Annotated in this window: 18 protein-coding genes; 11 read left to right on the plus strand and 7 right to left on the minus strand. The window is 70.0% G+C overall.

Translation table 11 applies throughout. The features are described from left to right. Nucleotides 1–55: 55 nt before the first annotated feature. The 6 genes from KWI83_RS26695 to KWI83_RS26720 form a co-directional block, all read right to left on the minus strand. Nucleotides 56–1324 carry an NAD(P)/FAD-dependent oxidoreductase gene (locus KWI83_RS26695; protein WP_218516926.1) on the minus strand — a complete coding sequence of 423 codons (1269 nt, stop codon included), beginning with the start codon at nucleotides 1322–1324 and terminating at the stop codon, nucleotides 56–58. Then, the gene (locus KWI83_RS26700) at nucleotides 1321–1734 is read right to left on the minus strand and encodes a GtrA family protein (RefSeq protein WP_218516927.1); all 414 of its coding nucleotides are present in this window, start codon (nucleotides 1732–1734) and stop codon (nucleotides 1321–1323) included. The genes KWI83_RS26695 and KWI83_RS26700 overlap by 4 nt, the downstream gene beginning before the upstream one ends. Then, a complete protein-coding gene (locus tag KWI83_RS26705) occupies nucleotides 1727–2779 on the minus strand; it encodes a glycosyltransferase family 2 protein (RefSeq protein WP_308122197.1) in 1053 nt (350 codons plus the stop codon). Before KWI83_RS26705 ends, KWI83_RS26700 begins: the two co-directional genes overlap by 8 nt. 102 nt (nucleotides 2780–2881) lie before the next feature. Continuing rightward, the gene (locus KWI83_RS26710; RefSeq protein ID WP_218516928.1) at nucleotides 2882–3724 is read right to left on the minus strand and encodes an FkbM family methyltransferase; all 843 of its coding nucleotides are present in this window, start codon (nucleotides 3722–3724) and stop codon (nucleotides 2882–2884) included. Nucleotides 3725–3883: 159 nt separating this feature from the next. Further along, on the minus strand, nucleotides 3884–5215 hold the full coding sequence (locus KWI83_RS26715) for an alpha-2,8-polysialyltransferase family protein (protein WP_218516929.1): 1332 nt from the start codon (nucleotides 5213–5215) through the stop codon (nucleotides 3884–3886). After that, the gene (locus tag KWI83_RS26720) at nucleotides 5215–6201 is read right to left on the minus strand and encodes a glycosyltransferase family 2 protein (protein ID WP_218516930.1); all 987 of its coding nucleotides are present in this window, start codon (nucleotides 6199–6201) and stop codon (nucleotides 5215–5217) included. The genes KWI83_RS26715 and KWI83_RS26720 overlap by 1 nt, the downstream gene beginning before the upstream one ends. Before the next feature lie 198 nt (nucleotides 6202–6399). On the opposite strand from KWI83_RS26720, the gene KWI83_RS26725 reads away from it, so the two are divergent. From KWI83_RS26725 to KWI83_RS26740, 4 genes are read left to right on the plus strand one after another with little or no spacing between them, the layout of a single operon-like run. After that, nucleotides 6400–7749: a DUF6716 putative glycosyltransferase gene (locus KWI83_RS26725; protein ID WP_218516931.1), complete on the plus strand. Its 1350-nt coding sequence runs from the start codon at nucleotides 6400–6402 to the stop codon at nucleotides 7747–7749. Nucleotides 7750–7781: 32 nt separating this feature from the next. Further along, complete coding sequence (locus tag KWI83_RS26730) at nucleotides 7782–9044, plus strand: N-acylneuraminate cytidylyltransferase (RefSeq protein WP_218516932.1); 1263 nt, start codon at nucleotides 7782–7784, stop codon at nucleotides 9042–9044. A 14-nt stretch (nucleotides 9045–9058) separates the two neighbouring features. Then, a complete protein-coding gene (locus KWI83_RS26735) occupies nucleotides 9059–9997 on the plus strand; it encodes an N-acetylneuraminate synthase family protein (RefSeq protein ID WP_218516933.1) in 939 nt (312 codons plus the stop codon). A 58-nt stretch (nucleotides 9998–10055) separates the two neighbouring features. After that, nucleotides 10056–11120 carry a hypothetical protein gene (locus KWI83_RS26740; protein ID WP_218516934.1) on the plus strand — a complete coding sequence of 355 codons (1065 nt, stop codon included), beginning with the start codon at nucleotides 10056–10058 and terminating at the stop codon, nucleotides 11118–11120. Here KWI83_RS26740 and KWI83_RS26745 read toward each other — a convergent pair. Continuing rightward, on the minus strand, nucleotides 11117–11779 hold the full coding sequence (locus KWI83_RS26745; protein ID WP_308122198.1) for a class I SAM-dependent methyltransferase: 663 nt from the start codon (nucleotides 11777–11779) through the stop codon (nucleotides 11117–11119). The two genes, KWI83_RS26740 and KWI83_RS26745, sit on opposite strands and share 4 nt — an antisense overlap. A 265-nt stretch (nucleotides 11780–12044) precedes the next feature. On the opposite strand from KWI83_RS26745, the gene KWI83_RS26750 reads away from it, so the two are divergent. The 7 genes from KWI83_RS26750 to KWI83_RS26780 all read left to right on the plus strand — a co-directional run bounded on the left by KWI83_RS26750 (nucleotide 12045) and on the right by KWI83_RS26780 (nucleotide 20593). Next, the gene (locus tag KWI83_RS26750) at nucleotides 12045–13292 is read left to right on the plus strand and encodes an amidohydrolase (protein WP_218516980.1); all 1248 of its coding nucleotides are present in this window, start codon (nucleotides 12045–12047) and stop codon (nucleotides 13290–13292) included. Nucleotides 13293–13572: 280 nt separating this feature from the next. Continuing rightward, complete coding sequence (locus tag KWI83_RS26755) at nucleotides 13573–14625, plus strand: BMP family protein (protein WP_218516935.1); 1053 nt, start codon at nucleotides 13573–13575, stop codon at nucleotides 14623–14625. 355 nt (nucleotides 14626–14980) lie between these two features. Then, a complete protein-coding gene (locus KWI83_RS26760) occupies nucleotides 14981–16030 on the plus strand; it encodes a BMP family protein (RefSeq protein ID WP_218516936.1) in 1050 nt (349 codons plus the stop codon). Between the two features lie 105 nt (nucleotides 16031–16135). Beyond that, nucleotides 16136–17815, plus strand: a complete 1680-nt coding sequence (locus KWI83_RS26765) for an ABC transporter ATP-binding protein (protein WP_256362843.1) — start codon at nucleotides 16136–16138, stop codon at nucleotides 17813–17815. Further along, complete coding sequence (locus KWI83_RS26770) at nucleotides 17815–18933, plus strand: ABC transporter permease (RefSeq protein WP_218516937.1); 1119 nt, start codon at nucleotides 17815–17817, stop codon at nucleotides 18931–18933. The genes KWI83_RS26765 and KWI83_RS26770 overlap by 1 nt, the downstream gene beginning before the upstream one ends. Beyond that, the gene (locus KWI83_RS26775) at nucleotides 18930–20195 is read left to right on the plus strand and encodes an ABC transporter permease (protein ID WP_218516938.1); all 1266 of its coding nucleotides are present in this window, start codon (nucleotides 18930–18932) and stop codon (nucleotides 20193–20195) included. Before KWI83_RS26770 ends, KWI83_RS26775 begins: the two co-directional genes overlap by 4 nt. Continuing rightward, entirely contained in the window at nucleotides 20192–20593 is a 402-nt protein-coding gene (locus KWI83_RS26780) for a cytidine deaminase (RefSeq protein WP_171134029.1), read from the plus strand. Before KWI83_RS26775 ends, KWI83_RS26780 begins: the two co-directional genes overlap by 4 nt. Nucleotides 20594–20610 lie beyond the last annotated feature (17 nt).

The following is a 20610-nucleotide window of genomic DNA, read 5'->3' on the forward strand; positions in this document are numbered from 1 at the left end:
CACGGGCGGCGCGGACCAGGCGAACTGATCCGCGCCGCTCCGGCGTCGCGGGGGGCTAGCGCAGGCCCAGGGAGGCGGTGACCTTACGGGCCAGGGCCACCGAGTAGCTCTGGCCCCGGTCCTGCGGGTAGATCTGCGCCATCGTGACCAGCGTGACCCGGCTCATCGGCGTGTCGTGGCCGGGGATCAGCGACCGGTACTCCGGGGTCACCACCGGCTGGGCGAACCCGGCCTTCGAGAAGTGCCAGTTCTGGATCCAGGACTCCTCGAAGGCCGGGTTGATCCGCTTCAGATACGGCACGAACGCCTTCAGCAGCTCCGCCGGTTCGGTGGTGAAGCGCCAGTCCTCGCGCTCGACGTAATTGCCCACGTAGAGGACGTGCCGACCGCCGTAGACGGCCGGGTCGATCATCCGGGTGTGCTCGACCACCGCGAGGAAGGGGAAGTCCGGCTCGTTGATGTTGAGCCAGTAGTACGGGATGATGCTGCGGTCCAGCTCCAGCACGAAGCAGGTGGCGCCCAGGTACTGGTTCTTCCACACCGTGTCGTTCGCGGGCAGCCCGGCCGCCTTGGCGAAGGCGGGCTGCGGGGTGGTGACGATCAGCTGGTCGAACTCGTAGCGCGAGCCGTCCGCGCAGTCCACCACGGCGGGCGCGGCGTCCCCGTCCTGCCGGATGGTCCGCACGGCTTTGCCGAACTCGACCTTGCCGCCGCGCTCCTCGATCCGGTCGCGCAGCGCGGCGTACACCCGCTCGAACCCGCCGTCCACATAGCCGAGTTCAAACGTACGGCAGTGGATCCGGGCCCACAGCCACGCCATCGACACCTGCTCGGCGCGGTCGCCGAACTTGCCGCGCAGCAGCGGCTCCCAGATCGCCGCGGTGGCCTTCTTGCCGGCCCACCTGCGCAGCCAGGCCAGCGCGGTCAGGTCGTTGTACCGCTCGCCGCTGCGCACGGCCTTCAGCACCGCCGACGACCCGGCGAACCGCACCGCGTCGACCGGCGAGAACTCCGGGAAGCGCAGCATGTCCACCGGCGAGGTGAAGTCGATCAGCTTTCCATCCCGGTAGATGCCGGTCGTCGGCTTGTGGAAGCGCAGCGCGTCACCGAGCCCCAGCTCCTCGATCAGAGCGATCATCGCCTTGTCGCTGCGGAAGATGTGGTGGTAGTAGCGCTCCAGCGGGACCCCGCCCACCTCCAGCGAGGCTGCCAGACCTCCCAGTTCGGCGGCAGCCTCCAGGATGGTCACCTGGTGCCCGGCCCGTACGGCGTCCCAGCCGGCCGTCAGGCCGGTGGCACCCGCGCCGATGATGCCGAGGTTCATGCGAAGCTCCACTTTCTGTTGAGCACGAACTGCAGCGCCAGGACCAGGGGCATCGAGCCCGCCTTGACGATGTTGGCGTCGATCCCGAGCCCGTCGGTGAAGGCGAGGAAGAGCAGGTTCGTCAGGGCGATGCCGGTGAGCCCTACGGCGTAGAACCGCAGGAAGCGGACGAAGAGCCGGTCCCGCCGCTCGAAGGTGAACCGTGCGTTGAGGACGAAATTGTTGGTGATGCCCAGCGTGGTGCTGATCACGTTGGCGAACTGCTCGTCCAGCCCCACGACGTTGTGCATCAGCAGGAAGACGACGAGGTCGAGGGCGACACCGCTGCCCCCGATGAGGGTGTAGCGGACCAGTTGGCGCAGGGTCCGGGAGGACTCGGGCGCCTGGGTCCTGACCGCGGTCTCAGTCATCGGCCCGGGAACCGCCGATCACCTCACGCACCAGATACAGCGGACGCCCCTGCGCCTCGCTGTAGATGCGCCCTATGTAGGTGCCCAGCACGCCCAGGGACAGCATCTGGGTGCCGCCGAGGAACAGCACCACGACCATCAGCATCGTCCAGCCGGAGACCGTGATGTCGGGCCGGAAGATCTTCATCCCCAGCGCGTAGAGGATGCCGATCAGCGACAGCACCAGCACGATGAAGCCGAGCCGGGTGATCATCCGCAGCGGCACCGTGGAGAAGCTGGTCACGCCGTCGATGGCGAGCTTGGCCATCTTCTTCAGCGGGTACTTGGTCTCACCCGCGAACCGCTCGTCGCGGTCGAACTTCACCTCGGCCTGCCTGAAGCCCATCGAGGCGACGATGCCGCGCACGAACCGGCTGCGCTCGCGGTACTTGCGCAGTTCGTCGGCGACGCGCCGGTCGATCAGCCGGAAGTCGCCGGTGTCCAGCGGGATGTCGACCTCGGCGCAGGCGCGCAGGACGCGGTAGTACAGCGACGCCGTGGCCCGTTTGAAGGCGGTGTCCTGCCGGGTACGACGCCTGGCGTGCACGATCTCCGCGCCCTCCCGCCAGGCGTCGACCAGCTCCAGGCTGACCCTGGGCGGGTCCTGGAGGTCGGTGTCCATGACGATCACGGCGTCGCCCTGCGCGATGTCGAGACCGGCGGTGATGGCGATCTGGTGCCCGAAGTTGCGGGCGAAGTCGACCACCCGGATCCGCTCGTCGTTCTTCGCGAGGTCCTTGAGGATGCCGAGCGAGCCGTCGGCGGAGCCGTCGTTGACGTACACCAGCTCGAAGTCGAGCTCCGGGCGCTCGGCGAGGGCCGCGGTCAGTTCGGCATGGAAGGCGGCGATGCCGTCCTGCTCGTTGTAGACCGGCAGCACGTACGAGATCAGGGGGCGCCCGCTGGGCTGCTCGGGCTCGGCCGGCGTGAGCGGGGCCGGAACCGCGGTCCGGGCGGGCGGACGTATGTCCTGCTGGGTCATCTCGATCCGCCCGCTTGCGCCCACGCTGTGAAAGGAAAAGGGGGTTGAACCATTGGGGGAAGCTATGGAAAGTATATGAACATATGACTAACGAGCCGCGACGAGGAGTCGTCTTCCCTGTTTCACTTAATCGCGCGGCGTGAAGAGCAGATTCCGTGTTCCGGTCGGCCGCGGCCGGTCCGAGGGAATGAGCGTGTCCTCCTCCTCGGCCACCCAGTGGGCGTCGTAGCCGAGCGGTCCGAACTCGGCGAGGAGCGGGTCCAGCGGGGCGCCCAGCAGTGCCTCCAGCATCACGGTCGGCCGGTCCCGCTTCAGCACCCGACGGGCGCCCTTCAGCACCGACATCTCATGACCCTCGACGTCGATCTTGATCAGGTCGAGCCCGGTGTCGGCGAACACCTCGTCCAGCGTGAGCAGTTCGACGCGCTTCAGCTCGGCGTCCCCGGCCGCGTGCTCCAGCGAGGAGCCCGTCGACAGCAGGTTTCCGGAGAAGCGGACGCCGATGTCGGCCCAGCCCGGCTCGCTGGAGACGCCCGCCTGGTAGCGGCGGATGTTCTGCACGTTGTTCAGCCGGATGTTCACCGCCAGCCGCGCGTGCACCTGGTCCACCGGCTCGAACGCGTGCACCTTCGCCTTCGGGTTGGCGAGTGCCGCGATCATCGAGAAGTACCCGACGTGCGCGCCGACGTCGGCTATCGTCGCGCTCTTCGCGGCCAGCCGTGACCAGGTGGCCAGGCTGCCGGGTTCGTACCTGAATCTCCCGTTCCACAAGGTGTCCAGGGCGACCGCGTCATCGTTCACGCATAACATGACGAACGGCGGGCAGTACGGGGAGTCGATCTCGGCGAGGCCCCGGTACGGGTGCTTCTTGCGGTGGGTGCGGATGATGTCGCTCGTGGAGACCGGCCGGACGGACGTCGCGTGGGCCAGCATCCGGGCGTTGGCAGTTTCGACCTGGGAGATACGCATGGCCGCGATCGTAGGGTCGCGATCATCGTCTCTTGAAGGACTCGGACGTATTCCGTGCGGAATTCCCCGCGGAATTTCCCACAAACGCTGGTCGGAGCGCGGCGGCTCCCTGGATCAAAAAGCAGGGAAGCCGCCGCACGGAGACTCGGCTCTCGCGCCCTACCGCTTCACGGCCTTCCTGAGCGCCCGCGCCCGGCGCACCACCCGGCGGGCCGCGGAGTTGCGGGGCAGGAAGGACAGCCGCTCGGGGATGCCGCCGGGCAGCCCCAGCGAGGTGAGTCGGCGCTTCTTGAAGTAGTGCTGGGTGTGCGGGCCGAAGTGCTGACCGAGGAACCGTTCTGCTGCCGGGCGCAGGCTCGGACAGATCTGCGGCTGCATGGTGAACCCGAGCGTGTTGATCAGGCCGTTCAGCAACTCGCCCGGCAGCGTGTCGGCGTCCTTGGTCTCCTCCAGGCCCGGCAGCAGGGCGTGAGCCAGCGCGACCGGTACCCGGTTGCTGTTCTGATACGGCGTCAGCCGGTCCAGCAGCTGCTCGGTGCCGATGCGGGCGACCGGCAGGTCGTAGAACGCGGACGCGGTGAACAGGGCCGTCGAGAAACAGCCGACGACCAGCGCGGGCCGCGCCTTGGCGAACAGCACCTCGGCGAGGACGGGGGTGTCCAGCACGGTGAGCTCGGCGCCCAGCTTCTCGGCCTCGGCCTCCAGGGCGCGGCTGTAGCGGGCCGGCGCGGTGGGGTGCGGCTTGAACACGATCGCGCGGTGCCCGCGCCGCACCGCCCCGCGCATCATCCGCACATGCAGGTTCTCCTCCTCGTCGGGGGAGAGGATGTTCAGCGCGGACAGGTACTGGCCGAGCAGCAGGGCGGCGTTGTCCGGGAGGTCGGGCAGCTCCTCGGCGGAGTCGGTGAGCCCGCTCATGACCTTCAGGAACGCGTCCGTCGGCACCACCTGCGCCGGCACGTCGAACTCGGTCAGCAGCAGCGGGGTGAGACCGGGCACGAGGTCCAGGTGGAGCAGACGCCGGACGCGGGTGCCGACCAGCGGGTCGAGCTTGTTGCGGGTGGGGCCGTAGCTCATCAGGCCGTCGGCGTAGACGTGCACCGGGGCGCCGGTGAAGATCTGGGCCAGGCCGAGCGCCGGGTTGACCTGGATGGACTCCACGACCAGCTCCACCCGGTCGTCGCCGAGCCCCCACAGCAGCCGCAGATAGCGCTCGAACAGCGGCAGGTCGTCGGGGCGCGGCTGCCAGGCGCCGGGGTGGAAGGGGCGGATCGCCTCGTTGAACGACAGTACGTCGTCGAAGTGGTCGCGCAGCGTGCCGAAGCCCGGCATCTCGTCGACGGCCGGGGTGGTCTCCGGCGTCGCCGAGTTGTTGAACACCAGCAGCACCCGCCGGTCCGGCTCCTCGAAGCACTCGGAGTCGATCGCGGCGGCGAGTGTGGCGGCGCCGTACAGCGTGGAGACGCAGAAGATCTGGGTGGTACGGGACATCAGGCAGCCGCCTTCGCTGTGGTGATCCGGCGCCGCAGCCGCCGCAGCTTGGAGGCGCGCTGCAGGTCCATGGTGTCGAGCACGTCGCCGAGGGCGTCCTGCGGCATGCGCTTTATGGCCGCCGCGCTCATGATCCGCAGCTTCCTGGCCACGGACGGTTCGAACTTGTCGATCTCCGACAGGTGGTGGGCGATGATCGCGCAGTAGGTGCGCACGGCCTTGGGCAGCAGCCGGTCGGCGTCGCGGTCCGCCGCCGTCTCCTCGATCACCTGGTCGAAGGCGCGGATGAAGTCCAGCTGACGGACATCACCGATCTGCGTGAGGGACCCGGCGACCCCGCGCCGGTAGAACACGCCGAGCAGGCTGACCACGGCGAAGGACTCCGCCTCGCGGTGCAGCTTCCAGATCCACGGCCGGTCCTCCGCCGTGCGCAGTCCGTCGGTGAAGTGCAGGACGCCCTTGTCCAGCAGCCGGCGGTGGAAGGCGCCGGCCCAGGCGTAGGCGTAGTCCACGGAGGTCGAGCGGTCGGCGGGCAGGATGGCGTCGCGCGGGTTCATCACCTCGTCGCGGAGCCCGACGGGCGCGCGATGGACGGTGCGGGCGCGGTGGGTGGCCTGGACGTGGTCGGTGCGGACGAAGTCGCAGCCCAGCTCCTCGATGGCCGCGACCAGCTCGCTGTAGTAGCCGGGAGCGAGCCAGTCGTCACCGTCGAGGAAGGTGATGTACTCGCCGGTCGCGGCATCGAGGCCGGTGTTCCGGGCGGTGGCCAGCCCTCCGTTTTCCTCTCTGCGGATATAGCGCACCTGAGCGACCGCGGAGAGCTCTTCGGCCGCACGTTCGAGAATGGCCGGCGTTTCGTCCTTCGATTTGTCGTCGACCAGGATGAACTCGAAGTCCGGCCGGGCGTTCGCGCGAAGACTTCTCAGGTTGTCCGGGGCGTATTGCTGCACGTTGTAGAACGGCACGATCACGGAAAGCTTTGGCACCTGCGAAAGCCTAGGAGGCGGCCCCGCTGCGGAACTTTCCGGTGAGGGTACTGCGGGTGAACTCAATGTGTCGGAACGGTGCATCCCGTGTACTTCCTGGGCTTCGGTGAGCCAGTTCGGCTCTCGGTGGGCTGCTGTTAACTTTTCGTTGAGGCGAGGTTGGCCAACAACTAGAAATTGCTTCCTAGCGTCTTGGGCGTGCCACCAAGTACAACGAAGCCCACGCGGATCGCAGTACTCGCCGACTCGGACACTCGCTGGAAATGGGGTGCGCTGACGGCGAGCCGTATCGCTCCGGGCCCGTCCATGGAAGCCGGACCGCGAGGCGAGGCGCAAGTCACCCCTGCCCTGGACGGATTCCTGCTGCGCGGCCGGGCGACCCCCACGCCCCGCCAGCTCGCGGAAGTGGGCGTCCGCGCCGACTCGCTCACGGAAGTGACGGCCGTCGAATTCCTGCACACCATGGCGCGGGAGTCGTACGACGTGCTGGTCCTGTCCCTGGTCGGCGGCGGCGTGCAGGCGATGCTGCACGGACTGAAGCGGGTGTGGGAGGACCGCGAGCAGCGGCCCGTCGTCGTCACCGGCTACGTCGGCGTCGTCTACGAGAAGCTCGCCGACGGCCTGCTGCTGCGGCACGGCGCGGACCTCGTCCTCGCCAACTCCCGCCAGGACGCCGAACGTTTCCGCGCGGTGTACGACGGCGTGGGCGCGGACTCCTCCGCGGTCACCGAGGTGGCACTGCCGTTCCTGGGCGGCGCCAAGTACACCGGCGAGCACGACCCCTACACGGTCGTCTTCGCCGCCCAGCCGTCGGTTCCCGAGAGCCGCAAGGACCGTACGTACCTGCTGAACCGCCTCGTCCAGCACGCGCGGCTGCACCCCGAACGCGAGGTGCTGCTCAAGCTGCGCTCCAAGCCGGGCGAGCACACCACCCACATCGAGGAACTGCCGTACCAGAAGCTGGCGCAGAGGCTCGGCGAGCTGCCCCCCAACTTCCGGCTCGTCTACGGCAACATGGGCGAGGTCCTGGACCGCACCGACCTGCTCGTCACGGTCAGCTCGACGGCCGCGCTGGAGTCGCTCCACCGCCGGATCCCCACCGTCGTCCTCACCGACCTCGGCGTGCGCGAGGTACTCGGCAACCACCACTTCGTCGGCTCCGGCTGCCTCGCCTCCTGGGACCAGCTCGACGCCGGGCACCGCCCCACGCCGGACGCCGACTGGGTGGGCCGGCAGGGCGTCGCCGCCGACGGCTCGTACGAGACCGCGTTCGACGCGGCCCGGGAGCGGATCGCCAAGCTGCTGCGGCAGCCCGGCGGACTGCCGCCCCTGACGCCGTACTACACACCGGCGACCGCCCCCGGCTATCTGCCCGGCATCCTCGCCCGCCACCACCTCGGCCCCGACGGCACCCCGCTGCCCGGCGCCCCCGCGCACGACAAGGAGCCCGGACCGGTGCGGCAGATCGTGCGCCGCGCCGCACGCGGCGCCTACCGGCACGGCGTCCAGCGGGTCGCGCCCGTCATCCGGCGGATGGGGGAGCTGTGAGCCGCACCGACCCTGCTCAAGGAGTAGTTCCCATGTCCAACCCGGAAGCGGGCCAAGGCGCTTCGGTACGCCGCGTGCTCGCGGTGATCCCCGCGCGCGGCGGCTCCAAGGGCGTGCCCGCGAAGAACCTCGCCCCGGTCGGCGGCGTACCGCTGGTGGCCCGCGCGGTCCGCGAGTGCCTGGCCGCCCGGCTGGTGACCGACGTCGTCGTCTCCACCGACGACCAGGCCATCGCCGCCGCCGCCCGCTCGGCAGGCGCCGAGGTCGTGCTGCGCCCCGCCGCCATCGCCGGTGACACCGCCACCTCCGAGGCCGCCGTCCTGCACGCCATGGACGCCCACGAGGCGCTGCACGGCTCCCCGGTCGACGTGGTGCTGCTGGTGCAGTGCACCAGCCCGTTCGTGGTCCGCGAGGACATCGACGGGGTCGCGGCGGCCGTCGTGGAGAACGGCGCGGACACCGCGGTGACCGTCGCGCCGTTCCACGGCTTCGTCTGGCGCAACGCCGACGACGAGGCGACGGAGGACGCCGGCGCCCCCGCCACCGGCGGTTACGGCGTCAACCACGACAAGTCCTTCCGCCCCCGCCGCCAGGACCGGCCGCAGGACTTCCTGGAGACCGGCGCCGCCTACGCGATGAACGCGACCGGCTTCCGCGCGCACCAGCACCGCTTCTTCGGCCGCACCGAGCTGGTGCGCACCGACCCCGCGCGCGTGCTGGAGATCGACGACCCGCACGATCTCGCCCGCGCCCGCGCCCTGGCCCCGCTGTTCGACGCGGACCGCCCCGGCGCCCTTCCGACCGCCGCCGACATCGACGCGGTCGTGCTCGACTTCGACGGCACCCAGACCGACGACCGGGTGCTGATCGATGCCGATGGACGGGAGTTCGTCTCCGTGCACCGCGGAGACGGCCTCGGCATCGCGGCCCTCAGGCGCAGCGGCCTGAAGATGCTGATCCTGTCCACGGAGCAGAACCCGGTCGTCGCCGCCCGGGCCCGGAAGCTGAAGATCCCGGTGCTGCACGGCGTCGACCGGAAGGACCTCGCGCTGAAGCAGTGGTGCGAGGAGCAGGGCATCGCGCCGGAGCGCGTGCTCTACGTCGGCAACGACGTCAACGACCTGCCGTGCTTCGCCCTCGTCGGCTGGCCCGTCGCGGTCGCGAGCGCCCACGACGTCGTACGCGGCGCCGCACGCGCGGTCACCACCGTCCCCGGTGGTGTCGGCGCGATCCGAGAGATCGCCGGCTGGATCCTCGGACCCTCTCTCGACTCTCTCGACCCCTCCACCAAGTAAGGAACGTTCCTGCCATGAGCACCAACACCCGCCTCCGTACCTTCGGTTCCCGCGAGGTCGGCCCCGGCAAGCCCGTCTACATCTGCGGCGAGATCGGTATCAACCACAACGGCGAGCTGGAGAACGCCTTCAAGCTCATCGACGTGGCCGCCGAGGCGGGCTGCGACGCGGTCAAGTTCCAGAAGCGCACCCCGGAGATCTGCACCCCGCGCGACCAGTGGGACATCGAGCGCGACACCCCCTGGGGCCGGATGACCTACATCGACTACCGCCACCGCGTGGAGTTCGGCGAGGACGAGTACCGCCAGATCGACGAGTACTGCAAGTCCAAGAACATCGACTGGTTCGCCTCCCCGTGGGACACCGAGGCCGTCGCCTTCCTGGAGAAGTTCGACGTCCCCGCCCACAAGGTCGCCTCCGCCTCCCTCACCGACGACGAGCTGCTGAAGGCGCTGCGCGCCACCGGCCGTTCGGTCATCCTGTCCACCGGCATGTCGACCCCGAAGCAGATCCGCCACGCCGTCGAGGTCCTGGGCAGCGACAACATCCTGCTCTGCCACGCCACCTCGACCTACCCGGCGAAGGCCGAGGAGCTCAACCTCCGCGTGATCAACACGCTGGAGAAGGAGTACCCGAACGTCCCGATCGGCTACTCCGGCCACGAGACCGGCCTGCAGACCACGCTGGCCGCCGTCGCCCTCGGCGCCACCTTCGTCGAGCGTCACATCACCCTCGACCGCGCGATGTGGGGCTCCGACCAGGCCGCCTCCGTCGAGCCGCAGGGCCTCACCCGCCTCGTCCGTGACATCCGCACCATCGAGGCCTCCCTCGGTGACGGTGTCAAGAAGGTCTACGAGTCCGAGCTCGGCCCGATGAAGAAGCTGCGCCGCGTCCAGGGCGTCGTCGCCGAGGCGGAGATCGCCGCCGCGGCCGGCGAGCCGGTCCAGGTCTGACGCCCAGGTCAGCCGCTACAACCCCCACAACGCCCTACGACGGGACGGTCGTACGCCGATGAGCCCCCGCGCCGGGAATGCCGGCCCCCACACTCTCGCCTTCGTCGAGAGTCCGGTACAGCTGCTCAACGTGCTGGAGTGGGCGCATGTCCACGCACCCGGCGCGGGGCTCACCCTCGTGGTCCTCTCGCCCGTCGATCCGATGACCCGCGGCCAGCTGCGGCGGATGGCGGAACTGGCGCGCGAGGAGGGCTACGAGGTCCGCTGGGAGGAGGCGCGCGGCGGCGCGTCGGCCCCCTTCCGGACGATCGGCGGGCTCGTGGGGGTGCTGCGCCGTGCGGAACGGATCGTGATGGGCGATCCGTTCTCGCGGTACGTACAGCTGCTGCTGACGATCACGGGGGCGCGGGAGCTGGTGGTCGTGGACGACGGGACGGCGACGATGGAGTTCGTCACCCAGCTCGCCCGCGGCGAACGCCTGGTCCGCTGGCACCGGCGGGGCGCCCGCCCCGGCCCGCGCGACCTGCTCTTCGCCCCGGTGTCCTCCTCCGCCCGGCGCCGTCTGACGCCGGGCGGGCACCGCCGGGTCGAGGTGTTCTCCTCCATGCCGATCGAGGAGGCGCCGGGCGGTGTCACGGTCACCGCGAACCACTTCGCCTGGACCCGCGCCCGCTTCGGCCCGCCGCGCATCACCAAGGGCGCGGACATGGTCGGCACCTCGCTGGTGGAGACCGGCGTGGTGGACGGCGACCGCTATCTGGAGGCGGTGCGCTCCCTCGCCAAGACGCACGGCGCCCGCCGCTACTTCGCCCACCGCCGTGAGAGCGCCGAGAAACTCCACCGGCTGGCGGTCGAGGCGGGCCTGGAGGTGGTCCGCCCCGAGCTTCCCCTGGAGCTGATCGCCCGCCGCGGCCCGGTCGGCCGCACCATCCTCAGCTTCCCCTCCACGGTGGTCCACACCCTGCCGCTGGCCCTGGCCGGCACGGACGTCCGCGTCGCCGTCTGCGACATCGACCCCGACTGGCTCACCCGGACGGCCTCACCGCGCGCCCAGGGATTCCTGGACGGGGTGACCGGGACCGCCCGGGACGTGCACCGGCTGTCGGCGGTGCAGGCGGTCTAGGCGGCGGGCTTGCGGACCAGCAGGAAGGCCCTGGCGAGCTTCTCGTCCTCCCCCGGTTCGCGCACCACGCGGGCGCACGGGTCGAGACCGGCGTTGACCAGCAGGTCCGCCACCTTTCCGGGCGTACGCAGGTAATAGTCCAGCGCGATCTCGTGCCCGAAGCGTTCCGTCAGGTGCCGCCGGTCCTCCGCGTCGGCGGTCTGGAACGACAGCAGGACGGGGGCGCCCGGCCGCAGCACGCGGTGGAACTCGGCGAACGTGGTCGGCAGGTGGTCGTCGGGCACGTGGATGATCGAGAAGAGGGCCGCGATGCCGCCCAGCGTCGCGTCCGGCAGGTCCAGGCGGGTCATCGTGCCCACGTGGAAGCGGATCCCGGGGTGCGCGCGGCGGGCCAGAGCCACCATCCTGGGTGACAGGTCCACGCCGAACACGGGAACGCCGAGGTCGTGCAGCAGCGCGGTGACGTGCCCGGGCCCGGAGCCGAGGTCGGCGACCGGGGCGGGGGAGTGGGCGCGGGCCAGCTCCGCGAAGGCGCTGACCAGGGCCCGGTCGAGGGGAACGCCGCCCATCGCGTCCGGGAAGCGGGACGCGTAGTCGGAGGCGATGGCGTCGTACGAGGTACGGGTGGCCGCCAAGAAGGCCGTGTCCAGATCGCTCACGGTCGCGCAGGCTACCGGGCGCGCGCGTGCGGCGGTGGTCCGTCAGGTGAACGGATGCGCGCGGGTGGGGCCGGGCGTGGTATGCGTGGGGGAGTGGGTGGTACCCGTGATCTGCCCGACCGGAGGAAAACGGGCGAGTTTACCCACCCCGACCGATACCTATGCGTCCGGCGGCCAGGTTTTCTTCCCCAAACGGGCTGACTTTTGTTGATCTCGGGGCAGTTGACCGTCCGGGCGTCCTACCCTTCAGAGGGTGAAGCAACTGATGTCACTGGAGTCCGACGCCGATCTCCTCAAAGCGGCCGAAGCGGCGGGAGCCGCGCTTCCCGGCACGCTTCCCGAGCCGCTGCGTGCCGAACTCGTCGCGTTCCGCCGCGACCTGCACATGCACCCGGAGCTCGGCAACCAGGAGTTCCGCACGACCGCCGCGATCAAGGCCCGGCTGGAGAAGGCCGGCCTCAGGCCGCACGTCCTCGCCTCGGGCACCGGGCTCGTCTGTGACATCGGCGTCGACGGCGACCAGTGGCGCGGCGGGCCACAGATGCTGGCCATGCGGGCCGACATCGACGCCCTGCCCATCCCGGACGCCAAGACCCACTGCCCGTACCGCTCGACCGTCCCCGACCGGGCGCACGCCTGCGGCCACGACGTCCACACGGCCGTGGTGCTCGGCGCCGGGCTGATCCTCGCCGACCTGCACCAGCAGGGTCAGCTGCCGCAGCCCGTACGGCTGATCTTCCAGCCCGCCGAGGAGGTGCTGCCCGGCGGTGCCGCCGACGCCATCGACTGCGGGGTGCTCGACGGGGTGAAGCGGATCATCGCCGTGCACTGCGACCCCCGGGTGGACGCCGGGATGATCGGCCTGCGCGAGGGCCCGATCACCTCCGCCTGCGACCGCCTGGAGATCGCCCTGGACGGCCCCGGCGGCCACACCGCCCGCCCCCACCTGACCACCGACCTGGTGACCGCCGTCGCCCGCGTGGTCACCGACGTGCCAGCGCTGGTCGCCCGGCGCATCGACACCCGCAGCGGCCTGGCGGTGACCTGGGGACGCATCGAGTCGGGCCACGCCCCGAACGTCATCCCGCAGCACGCCGAGCTGTCCGGGACCGTGCGCTGCCTGGACATGGAGGCGTGGCGGGAGGCCCCCGACATCGTCCACGCGGCGATCGACGAGGTGGCGAACCTGCACCGCGCCAAGTCGGAGATCAACTACGTCCGCGGCGTCCCCCCCGTCGTCAACGAGCCCGGCGTCACCGCACTCCTCGCCGACGCCATGACCGCCCGCCGCGGTCCCGCGTCGGTCGAGAGCACCGACCAGAGCCTCGGCGGCGAGGACTTCTCCTGGTACCTCGAACAGGTCCCCGGCGCCATGGCCCGCCTCGGCGTCCGCACCCCGGGCGAACGCACGGTCCGCGACCTCCACCAGGGCGACTTCGACGTGGACGAGTCCGCGATCGCGGTGGGCGTGGAACTGTTCACGGCGGCGGCACTCCTCGACGCGGGCCGGTAATCATCCCAGGGGGCGCCCCGCTGTCGTAAGGGACCCTTCCGGTTGCGTGCCCTGTGCGACGGGGGCAGCCTTGTGCGCGTAGCGGTCGGACTTGCCCTGAAGCACGCCGGGATCGCCCCAGGTGCACACCATTCGAGCCGGTGGTTCACAAGGACGTAACCGGCCACCGGCACGAATGGATAACGGCCACGCAGAACCCCGTTCCCAGGAGTGTCTACGCGCGTTAATGTGCGCCGAACCGAGCGCCCACTGCGGGGCTTTGGAGAATGGGGAACTTCAGATGCGTCGGATATCCAACCTGACCCGCGTCGCGGTGGGGGTCGCGTCGCTCGCGCTCGCCGCCACGGCCTGCGGTGGCACCAGCGGTGAAAGCGGTGGCGGTTCCGGTTCCAAGGAGGACCTGGGCCTCGCCATCGCGTACGACATCGGCGGCAAGGGCGACCAGTCCTTCAACGACGCCGCGTACTCCGGCCTGCAGAAGGCCGCCACCGAGTTCGGCTACAAGACCGACGACGTGGAGCCCACCGAGGGCGAGACCGACGCCGACAAGGAGCAGCGTCTGTCCTCCCTCGCCCGGCAGGGCTACAACCCGGTCGTCGGCGTCGGCTTCGCCTACGGCCCCGCGATGGAGGCCGTGGCCAAGAAGTACCCGGACACCACCTTCGGCATCGTCGACTCCGTCGTCGAGGGCAACAACGTCGCCTCCCTCGTCTTCGCCGAGGAGCAGGCCTCCTACCTCGCCGGTGTCGCCGCCGCCAAGGCCACCAAGACCAACACCGTCGGCTTCGTCGGCGGCGTGGACATCCCGCTGATCCACAAGTTCGAGGCCGGCTACAAGCAGGGCGTCGAGGACACCAGCGGCGGCAAGGTCAAGGTCATCTCGCAGTACCTGACGCAGACCGCCGAGGAGGGCGGCTTCTCCAGCCCCGACAAGGGCAAGGCCGCCGCCGAGGGCCAGATCGAGAAGAACGCCGACGTCGTCTACCAGGCGGCCGGTCTGTCCGGGCAGGGTGTCATCGAGGCCGCGGCGAAGGCCAAGGTCTGGGCGATCGGTGTCGACTCCGACCAGTACCAGCAGGAGGCGCTGGCGCCGTACAAGAACTACATCCTCACCTCCGCGCTCAAGGACGTCGGCGGTGCGGTGTACGAACTGGCGAAGTCCGTCGAGGGCGGCAAGCCGCTGACCGGCGTCCAGACCTTCGACCTGAAGGTGGACGGCGTGGGCCTGTCCGACAGCAACCCGGAGTACGCGAAGATCGCCGGTCTCCAGGAGGCCGTGGAGAAGGCCAAGGCAGGCATCATCGACGGTTCGATCAAGGTCAGGACCGAATAGCACTGTTCGCCCTGAACTGGCGAAAAGGGCAGGTCGGTACGGAGCGGGCGGGTGGCGCGAGCACCCGCCCGCTCCGTCGTTCCCCGGCGCCGGGCGCCCCGTTGCGGGTGACCCGGCTCCGACCTGGGCCCGAGTGTCGTTGGCCACGGCCGCATAACAAGGTGGACAGAAGGGGTTTTCAGGCTGGTCTACGCGCGTTAATCTGCGGCGAAGCCAGCGCTGAAGCTGAACCGTCCGGCGCTGAGCGACCTCGGGGAAGTGCGGGTGGGCTCCCACGCCGCCCGGCACGCGCCGAACGACGCGGGAACCCACCCGCACTCCCCCGGACCCGCCAGTACGACAGGAGCACCACACCATGCGCCGGGTTTCCCGCCTCGCGGTCGCAGGCGCAGCGACCGCCTCCCTCGCCCTTGCCCTCTCCGCCTGCGGCGGCACCTCGACCCAGAGCTCGTCCGCGGAGTCGAAGGGCGACAAGGGCCTCGCCATCGCCTACGACGTCGGCGGCAAGGGCGACCAGTCCTTCAACGATGCCGCGTACGCGGGCCTGGAGCAGGCGAAGAAGGAGTTCAAGTACGAAACGGCCGACATCGAGCCCACCGAGGGCGAGACGGACGCCGACAAGGCGCAGCGCCTGGCCTCGCTGGCGAAGCAGGGCTACAACCCGGTGATCGGCGTCGGCTACGCCTACGCGCCGGCCGTCAAGGAGGTCGCGGAGAAGTACCCCGACACCACCTTCGGCATCGTCGACGACGCCCAGGTGCAGGCGGACAACGTGGCCGACCTGGTCTTCAACGAGGAGCAGGCCTCGTACCTGGCCGGTGTGGCCGCCGCCAAGAGCACCAAGAGCAATGTCGTCGGCTTCGTCGGCGGCGTGGACATCCCGCTGATCCACAAGTTCCAGGCGGGCTTCGAGCAGGGCGTCAAGGACACCAACCCCAAGGTCAAGGTGCTCTCGCAGTACCTCACCCAGACCGCCGAGGAGGGTGGCTTCTCCAGCCCCGACAAGGGCAAGACGGCCGCCGAGGGCCAGATCGAGAAGAAGGCCGACGTCGTCTACGCGGCGGCCGGTCTGTCCGGTCAGGGTGTGATCGAGGCCGCCGCCGCCAACAAGGTGTGGGCGATCGGCGTCGACTCCGACCAGTACCAGCAGGCGGCCCTCGCCAAGTACAAGGACTACATCCTCACCTCCGCCACGAAGGACGTCGCCAAGGCGGTCTACAACCTGGCGAAGTCCGTGGAGGACGGCAAGCCCCAGACCGGTATCGTCAGGGGCGATCTGAAGACCGGCGAGGTGGGCCTCGCGGACTCCAACCCGAAGTTCGCGGACAACGCCGAGCTCCAGGAAGCCATCGCGACGGCCAAGGAGAAGATCATCAGCGGCGAGATCAAGGTCAAGAGCAGCTGACATGCGGGTGCCGAGCAGTCGGTAACCGCGGGGTTACGTCCGCTCAACGGGGTACGGGGAGGCTGTCTCCCTGTACCCCGTTGTCTCGGCGCGTCACCTCTTTGTATGCCGAAGGGGCGCTACGCGCGTAGACGGCCCCCGTCCCCAGGAGAGTGCGCCATCAACGCGTCCAGCAGCCCTCCGGCCGGAGCGGCGGTCCACGGTCAGGCGACCGCCGTCGAACTCGCCGGGATCACCAAGCGTTTCCCGGGCGTCGTGGCCAACCACGACATCCACCTCAGCGTCCGCAAGGGCACCGTGCACGCCCTCGTCGGCGAGAACGGCGCCGGCAAGTCGACGCTGATGAAGATCCTCTACGGCATGCAGAAGCCGGACGAGGGCACCATCACCATCGACGGTGAGCGGGTCTCCCTGCACAGCCCGGCCGACGCCATCGCGCGCGGCATCGGCATGGTGCACCAGCACTTCATGCTGGCCGACAACCTCACCGTGCTGGAGAACGTGGTGCTGGGCAGCGAGAAGCTGTACGGCATCGGCGCCAAGGCCCGCCGCAGGATCAGGGAGATCTCCGACCGCTACGGCCTCGGCGTCGAACCCGACCGCCTGGTCGAGGACCTCGGCGTCGCCGCCCGCCAGCGCGTGGAGATCCTCAAGGTCCTCTACCGCGGCGCCACCACGCTGATCCTCGACGAGCCGACCGCCGTGCTCGTGCCGCAGGAGGTGGACGCGCTCTTCGCCAACCTGCGCGAGCTGAAGTCCGAGGGCCTGTCGGTCATCTTCATCTCCCACAAGCTGGGCGAGGTGCTCTCCGTCGCCGACGAGATCACCGTCATCCGCCGCGGTACGACGGTCGGCACGGCCGTCCCCTCCGAGACCACCCCGCGTCAGCTCGCCGAGATGATGGTCGGCAGCGAGCTGCCCACTCCGGAGACCGCCGAGTCCACGGTCACCGACCGTCCGGTCATCACCGTCGACAAGCTGCGCCTCGCGGCCCCCTCCGGCAAGGCCCTGCTGGACGACATCACCTTCACCATCCACGCGGGCGAGGTCCTGGGCATCGCCGGCGTCGAGGGCAACGGCCAGACCGAGCTGGTCGACGCGCTGATCGGCCTCCGTCACGCCGACTCCGGCACGATCGCCCTCGCCGACGAGGAGATCACCGCCTGGCCCACCCGCAAGCGCCGCGAGCAGGGCGTCGGCTACATCCCCGAGGACCGCCACCGCCACGGCCTGCTCCTGGAGGCCCCCCTCTGGGAGAACCGCATCCTCGGCCACGTCACCGAGAAGCCCAACGCCAAGGGCGTATGGCTCGACCCGAAGGCCGCGCAGGAGGACACGCGCCGCATCGTCGAGGCGTACGACGTCCGTACGCCCGGCATCGACGTCACCGCCGCCTCGCTGTCCGGCGGCAACCAGCAGAAGCTGATCGTCGGCCGCGAGATGAGCCACAAGCCGCGCTTCCTCATCGCCGCGCACCCCACCCGCGGTGTGGACGTCGGCGCGCAGGCCGCGATCTGGGACCACATCCGCGAGGCCCGCCGCGAGGGCCTCGCCGTGCTGCTGATCTCCGCCGACCTGGACGAGCTGATCGGCCTGTCCGACACGCTCCGGGTGATCTACAACGGCCGGCTGGTCGCCGACGCCGACCCGGCCACCATCACCCCGGAGGAGCTGGGTTCGGCCATGACGGGTGCCGCGACCGGCCACCTGGAGCACGAAGAGACCCCCGAGACCTCGGCCGACGTGTCCAAGTCCCCCGAGTCTCCGGAAGACGAGGCCCGCTGATGAAGAAGTTCGACAAGGAGCGTGTGCTCCTCGCGGTGGCCGGACCGGTCATCGCGCTCGCCGTGGCCTTCGTGCTGAGCGCGATCGTGCTGATCGCCTCCGGCAAGAACCCGGTCGAGCCGTTCGCCGTGATGTTCGAGCAGGTCGGCTTCTCCGACATCCAGGTCCTGATCATCAACCAGGCCTCGATGTACTACATCGCCGCGCTCGCGGTGGCCATCGGCTTCCGCATGAACCTGTTCAACATCGGTGTCGACGGCCAGTACCAGCTCGCCGCGATGATGACCGCGATCGTCGGCGCCCACATGAACCTGCCGGCCCTGATCCAGGCCCCGCTGCTGCTCCTCACCGCGCTGTTCACCGGCGCCTTCTGGGCCGGTATCGCCGGTGTCCTGAAGGTCACCCGGGGCGTCAGCGAGGTCGTCGCGACGATCATGCTCAACGCGATCGCCACCTCCGTCATCGGCTACCTGTGGCTGCCGACGGTCTTCGGCGTCAAGGTCGGCAACAACAACACCACCGGCGAGATGCACTCCTCCGGCTGGATCCCCGGCATCGACATGGGCCCGGCCGGCGAGATCTACGGCCTGGTCGTCCTCGCCGTGCTGCTCGGCATCGGCTACTGGGTCGTCCTCAACCGCACCCGCTTCGGCTTCGACCTGCGCGCCTCCGGCGCCTCGCAGACCGCCGCGGCGGCCTCCGGTGTCGACCCCAAGCGGATGACCCTCACCGCCATGCTGATCTCCGGCGCCGTCGCCGGTCTCGCGGGCCTGCCGATCCTGCTCGGCGACACCCACACCTACAGCCTCAACTTCCCCACCGGCATCGGCTTCCTGGGCATCGGCATCGCCCTGCTCGGCCGCAACAGCCCGGTCGGCATCGCGTTCGCCGCCCTGCTGTGGGCCTGGCTCGACAAGGCCTCGCCGGAGCTGGACTTCCACGGCTACGACAAGGAGATCGCGGTCATCATGCAGGGCCTGATCGTGCTCTCGGTCGTCGTCTCCTACGAGGCCGTCCGCGAATGGGGCCTGCGCCGCCAGCAGCGCCGGGTCGGCGCCGAACTCGCCGCCGGTCACGTCCTCGGCGCCCACAACACGAAGGAGGTGGCCGGCCGATGACCACCGCGACCGACCTCAACCAGCCCACGCTCAAGTCCGGGGCGCGGACCGGCCGCCGCCTGTCGTGGCCCGTCGTGCTGCTGGTCATCGCCGGAGTCCTGGCGCTGACCTCGCTCGTCCGGATCATCACCGGCGCGGACGGCATCACCAACGTCAGCCAGATGTCCACCGCGCTCCAGCTCGCCGTCCCCATCGGCCTCGCCGGTCTCGGCGGCCTGTGGGCCGAGCGCGCGGGCGTGGTCAACATCGGCCTCGAAGGCATGATGATCCTCGGCACCTGGTTCGGTGCCTGGGCCGGTTTCCAGTGGGGCCCGTGGACGGGTGTCCTGGTCGGCATCATCGGCGGCTGCCTCGGCGGCCTGCTGCACGCCTTCGTGACCGTCACCTTCAACGTCAACCACATCGTCTCCGGTGTGGCCATCAACATCCTCGCCCTCGGCGCCACCCGCTACCTGGCCCCCCTCGCCTTCGAGGGCCACGCGGGCGGCTCCGCCAAGCAGTCCCCGGCCGTCGAGTCCCTCGGCAGCTTCACCGTCCCCGGTCTCTCCGACGGCCTCAGAGAGCTGAACAACCAGGGCTGGTTCCTGATCTCCGACCTCGCGGGCCTGCTCGGCGGCCTGGTCACCAGCGTCTCCTGGCTGACCCTGATCGCCATCGCCCTGGTCCCCGCCACCTGGTGGATCCTGTGGCGCACCCCGTTCGGCCTGCGGCTGCGCTCCTGCGGCGAGAACCCGGTCGCCGCCGAGTCGCTCGGCGTCAACGTCTACAAGTACAAGTACCTGGCGGTGATCATCTCCGGCGGCCTGGCCGGCCTCGGCGGCGTCTTCCTCTCCATCGTCGCCAACCCCTTCTACCTGGAGGGCCAGGTCAGCGGCCGCGGCTTCATCGGCCTCGCCGCGATGATCTTCGGCAACTGGATGCCGGGCGGACTCGCCCTCGGCGCGGTCCTGTTCGGCTACACCGACAGCCTCAACCTGCGCGGCGGCGCGGAGAACGTCCACGCCCTGCTGCTGCTCGGCGCGCTGCTGCTGATCATCGGTGCCATCTGGCTGGCGATCCGGAAGAAGTACGTCCACGCCGTGATCACCCTGGTCGCCGGAGCCCTCGTCTTCGCCTGGTACGCCACCACCGACGAGGTCCCCAACCAGGTCGTCTCCGCCACGCCGTACGTCATCACCCTCGTCGTCCTGGCCCTCTCCGCCCAGCGGCTGCGGATGCCGAAGGCCAACGGGCTGCCGTACCGGAAGGGACAAGGCAAGTGACACCGACGGCCGACGTCGACTGGGAGGCGCTGCGCACGGTGGCCCGGGAGGCCATGACCCACGCGTACGCCCCCTACTCCGGCTACGCCGTCGGGGTCGCCGCGCTCGTCGACGACGGACGCACGGTCACCGGCTGCAACGTCGAGAACGCCTCGTACGGCATCTCCCTGTGCGCCGAGTGCGGGCTGGTCTCGGACCTGCAGCGCACCGGCGGCGGCCGGCTGACGCACTTCACCTGCGTGGACGGCCGGGGCGAACTCCTCGTCCCGTGCGGTCGCTGCCGGCAACTGCTGTACGAGTTCGGCGGCCCCGACCTGCTGCTGGACACCCCGGCGGGCATCCTGCCGCTGTCGGAGATGCTGCCGCAGGCCTTCGGGCCCGGGCATCTCTCCTCGTAACTCCCGTACGGCCCCTG

The organism is Streptomyces sp. TRM70350, assembly GCF_019219825.1.
In the GTDB taxonomy this organism is placed as follows: domain Bacteria; phylum Actinomycetota; class Actinomycetes; order Streptomycetales; family Streptomycetaceae; genus Streptomyces.

What these genes read in the sequence shown, in the direction of transcription:
- KWI83_RS26695 (WP_218516926.1), bottom strand. Translation starts at nt 1,324, where the DNA reads ATGAACCTCGGCATCATCGGCGCGGGTGCCACCGGCCTGACGGCCGGC.
- KWI83_RS26700 (WP_218516927.1), bottom strand. Translation starts at nt 1,734, where the DNA reads ATGACTGAGACCGCGGTCAGGACCCAGGCGCCCGAGTCCTCCCGGACC.
- KWI83_RS26710 (WP_218516928.1), bottom strand. Translation starts at nt 3,724, where the DNA reads ATGCGTATCTCCCAGGTCGAAACTGCCAACGCCCGGATGCTGGCCCAC.
- KWI83_RS26715 (WP_218516929.1), bottom strand. Translation starts at nt 5,215, where the DNA reads ATGTCCCGTACCACCCAGATCTTCTGCGTCTCCACGCTGTACGGCGCC.
- KWI83_RS26730 (WP_218516932.1), top strand. Translation starts at nt 7,782, where the DNA reads ATGTCCAACCCGGAAGCGGGCCAAGGCGCTTCGGTACGCCGCGTGCTC.
- KWI83_RS26735 (WP_218516933.1), top strand. Translation starts at nt 9,059, where the DNA reads ATGAGCACCAACACCCGCCTCCGTACCTTCGGTTCCCGCGAGGTCGGC.
- KWI83_RS26740 (WP_218516934.1), top strand. Translation starts at nt 10,056, where the DNA reads ATGAGCCCCCGCGCCGGGAATGCCGGCCCCCACACTCTCGCCTTCGTC.
- KWI83_RS26750 (WP_218516980.1), top strand. Translation starts at nt 12,045, where the DNA reads ATGTCACTGGAGTCCGACGCCGATCTCCTCAAAGCGGCCGAAGCGGCG.
- KWI83_RS26755 (WP_218516935.1), top strand. Translation starts at nt 13,573, where the DNA reads ATGCGTCGGATATCCAACCTGACCCGCGTCGCGGTGGGGGTCGCGTCG.
- KWI83_RS26760 (WP_218516936.1), top strand. Translation starts at nt 14,981, where the DNA reads ATGCGCCGGGTTTCCCGCCTCGCGGTCGCAGGCGCAGCGACCGCCTCC.
- KWI83_RS26765 (WP_256362843.1), top strand. Translation starts at nt 16,136, where the DNA reads ATGCCGAAGGGGCGCTACGCGCGTAGACGGCCCCCGTCCCCAGGAGAG.
- KWI83_RS26770 (WP_218516937.1), top strand. Translation starts at nt 17,815, where the DNA reads ATGAAGAAGTTCGACAAGGAGCGTGTGCTCCTCGCGGTGGCCGGACCG.
- KWI83_RS26775 (WP_218516938.1), top strand. Translation starts at nt 18,930, where the DNA reads ATGACCACCGCGACCGACCTCAACCAGCCCACGCTCAAGTCCGGGGCG.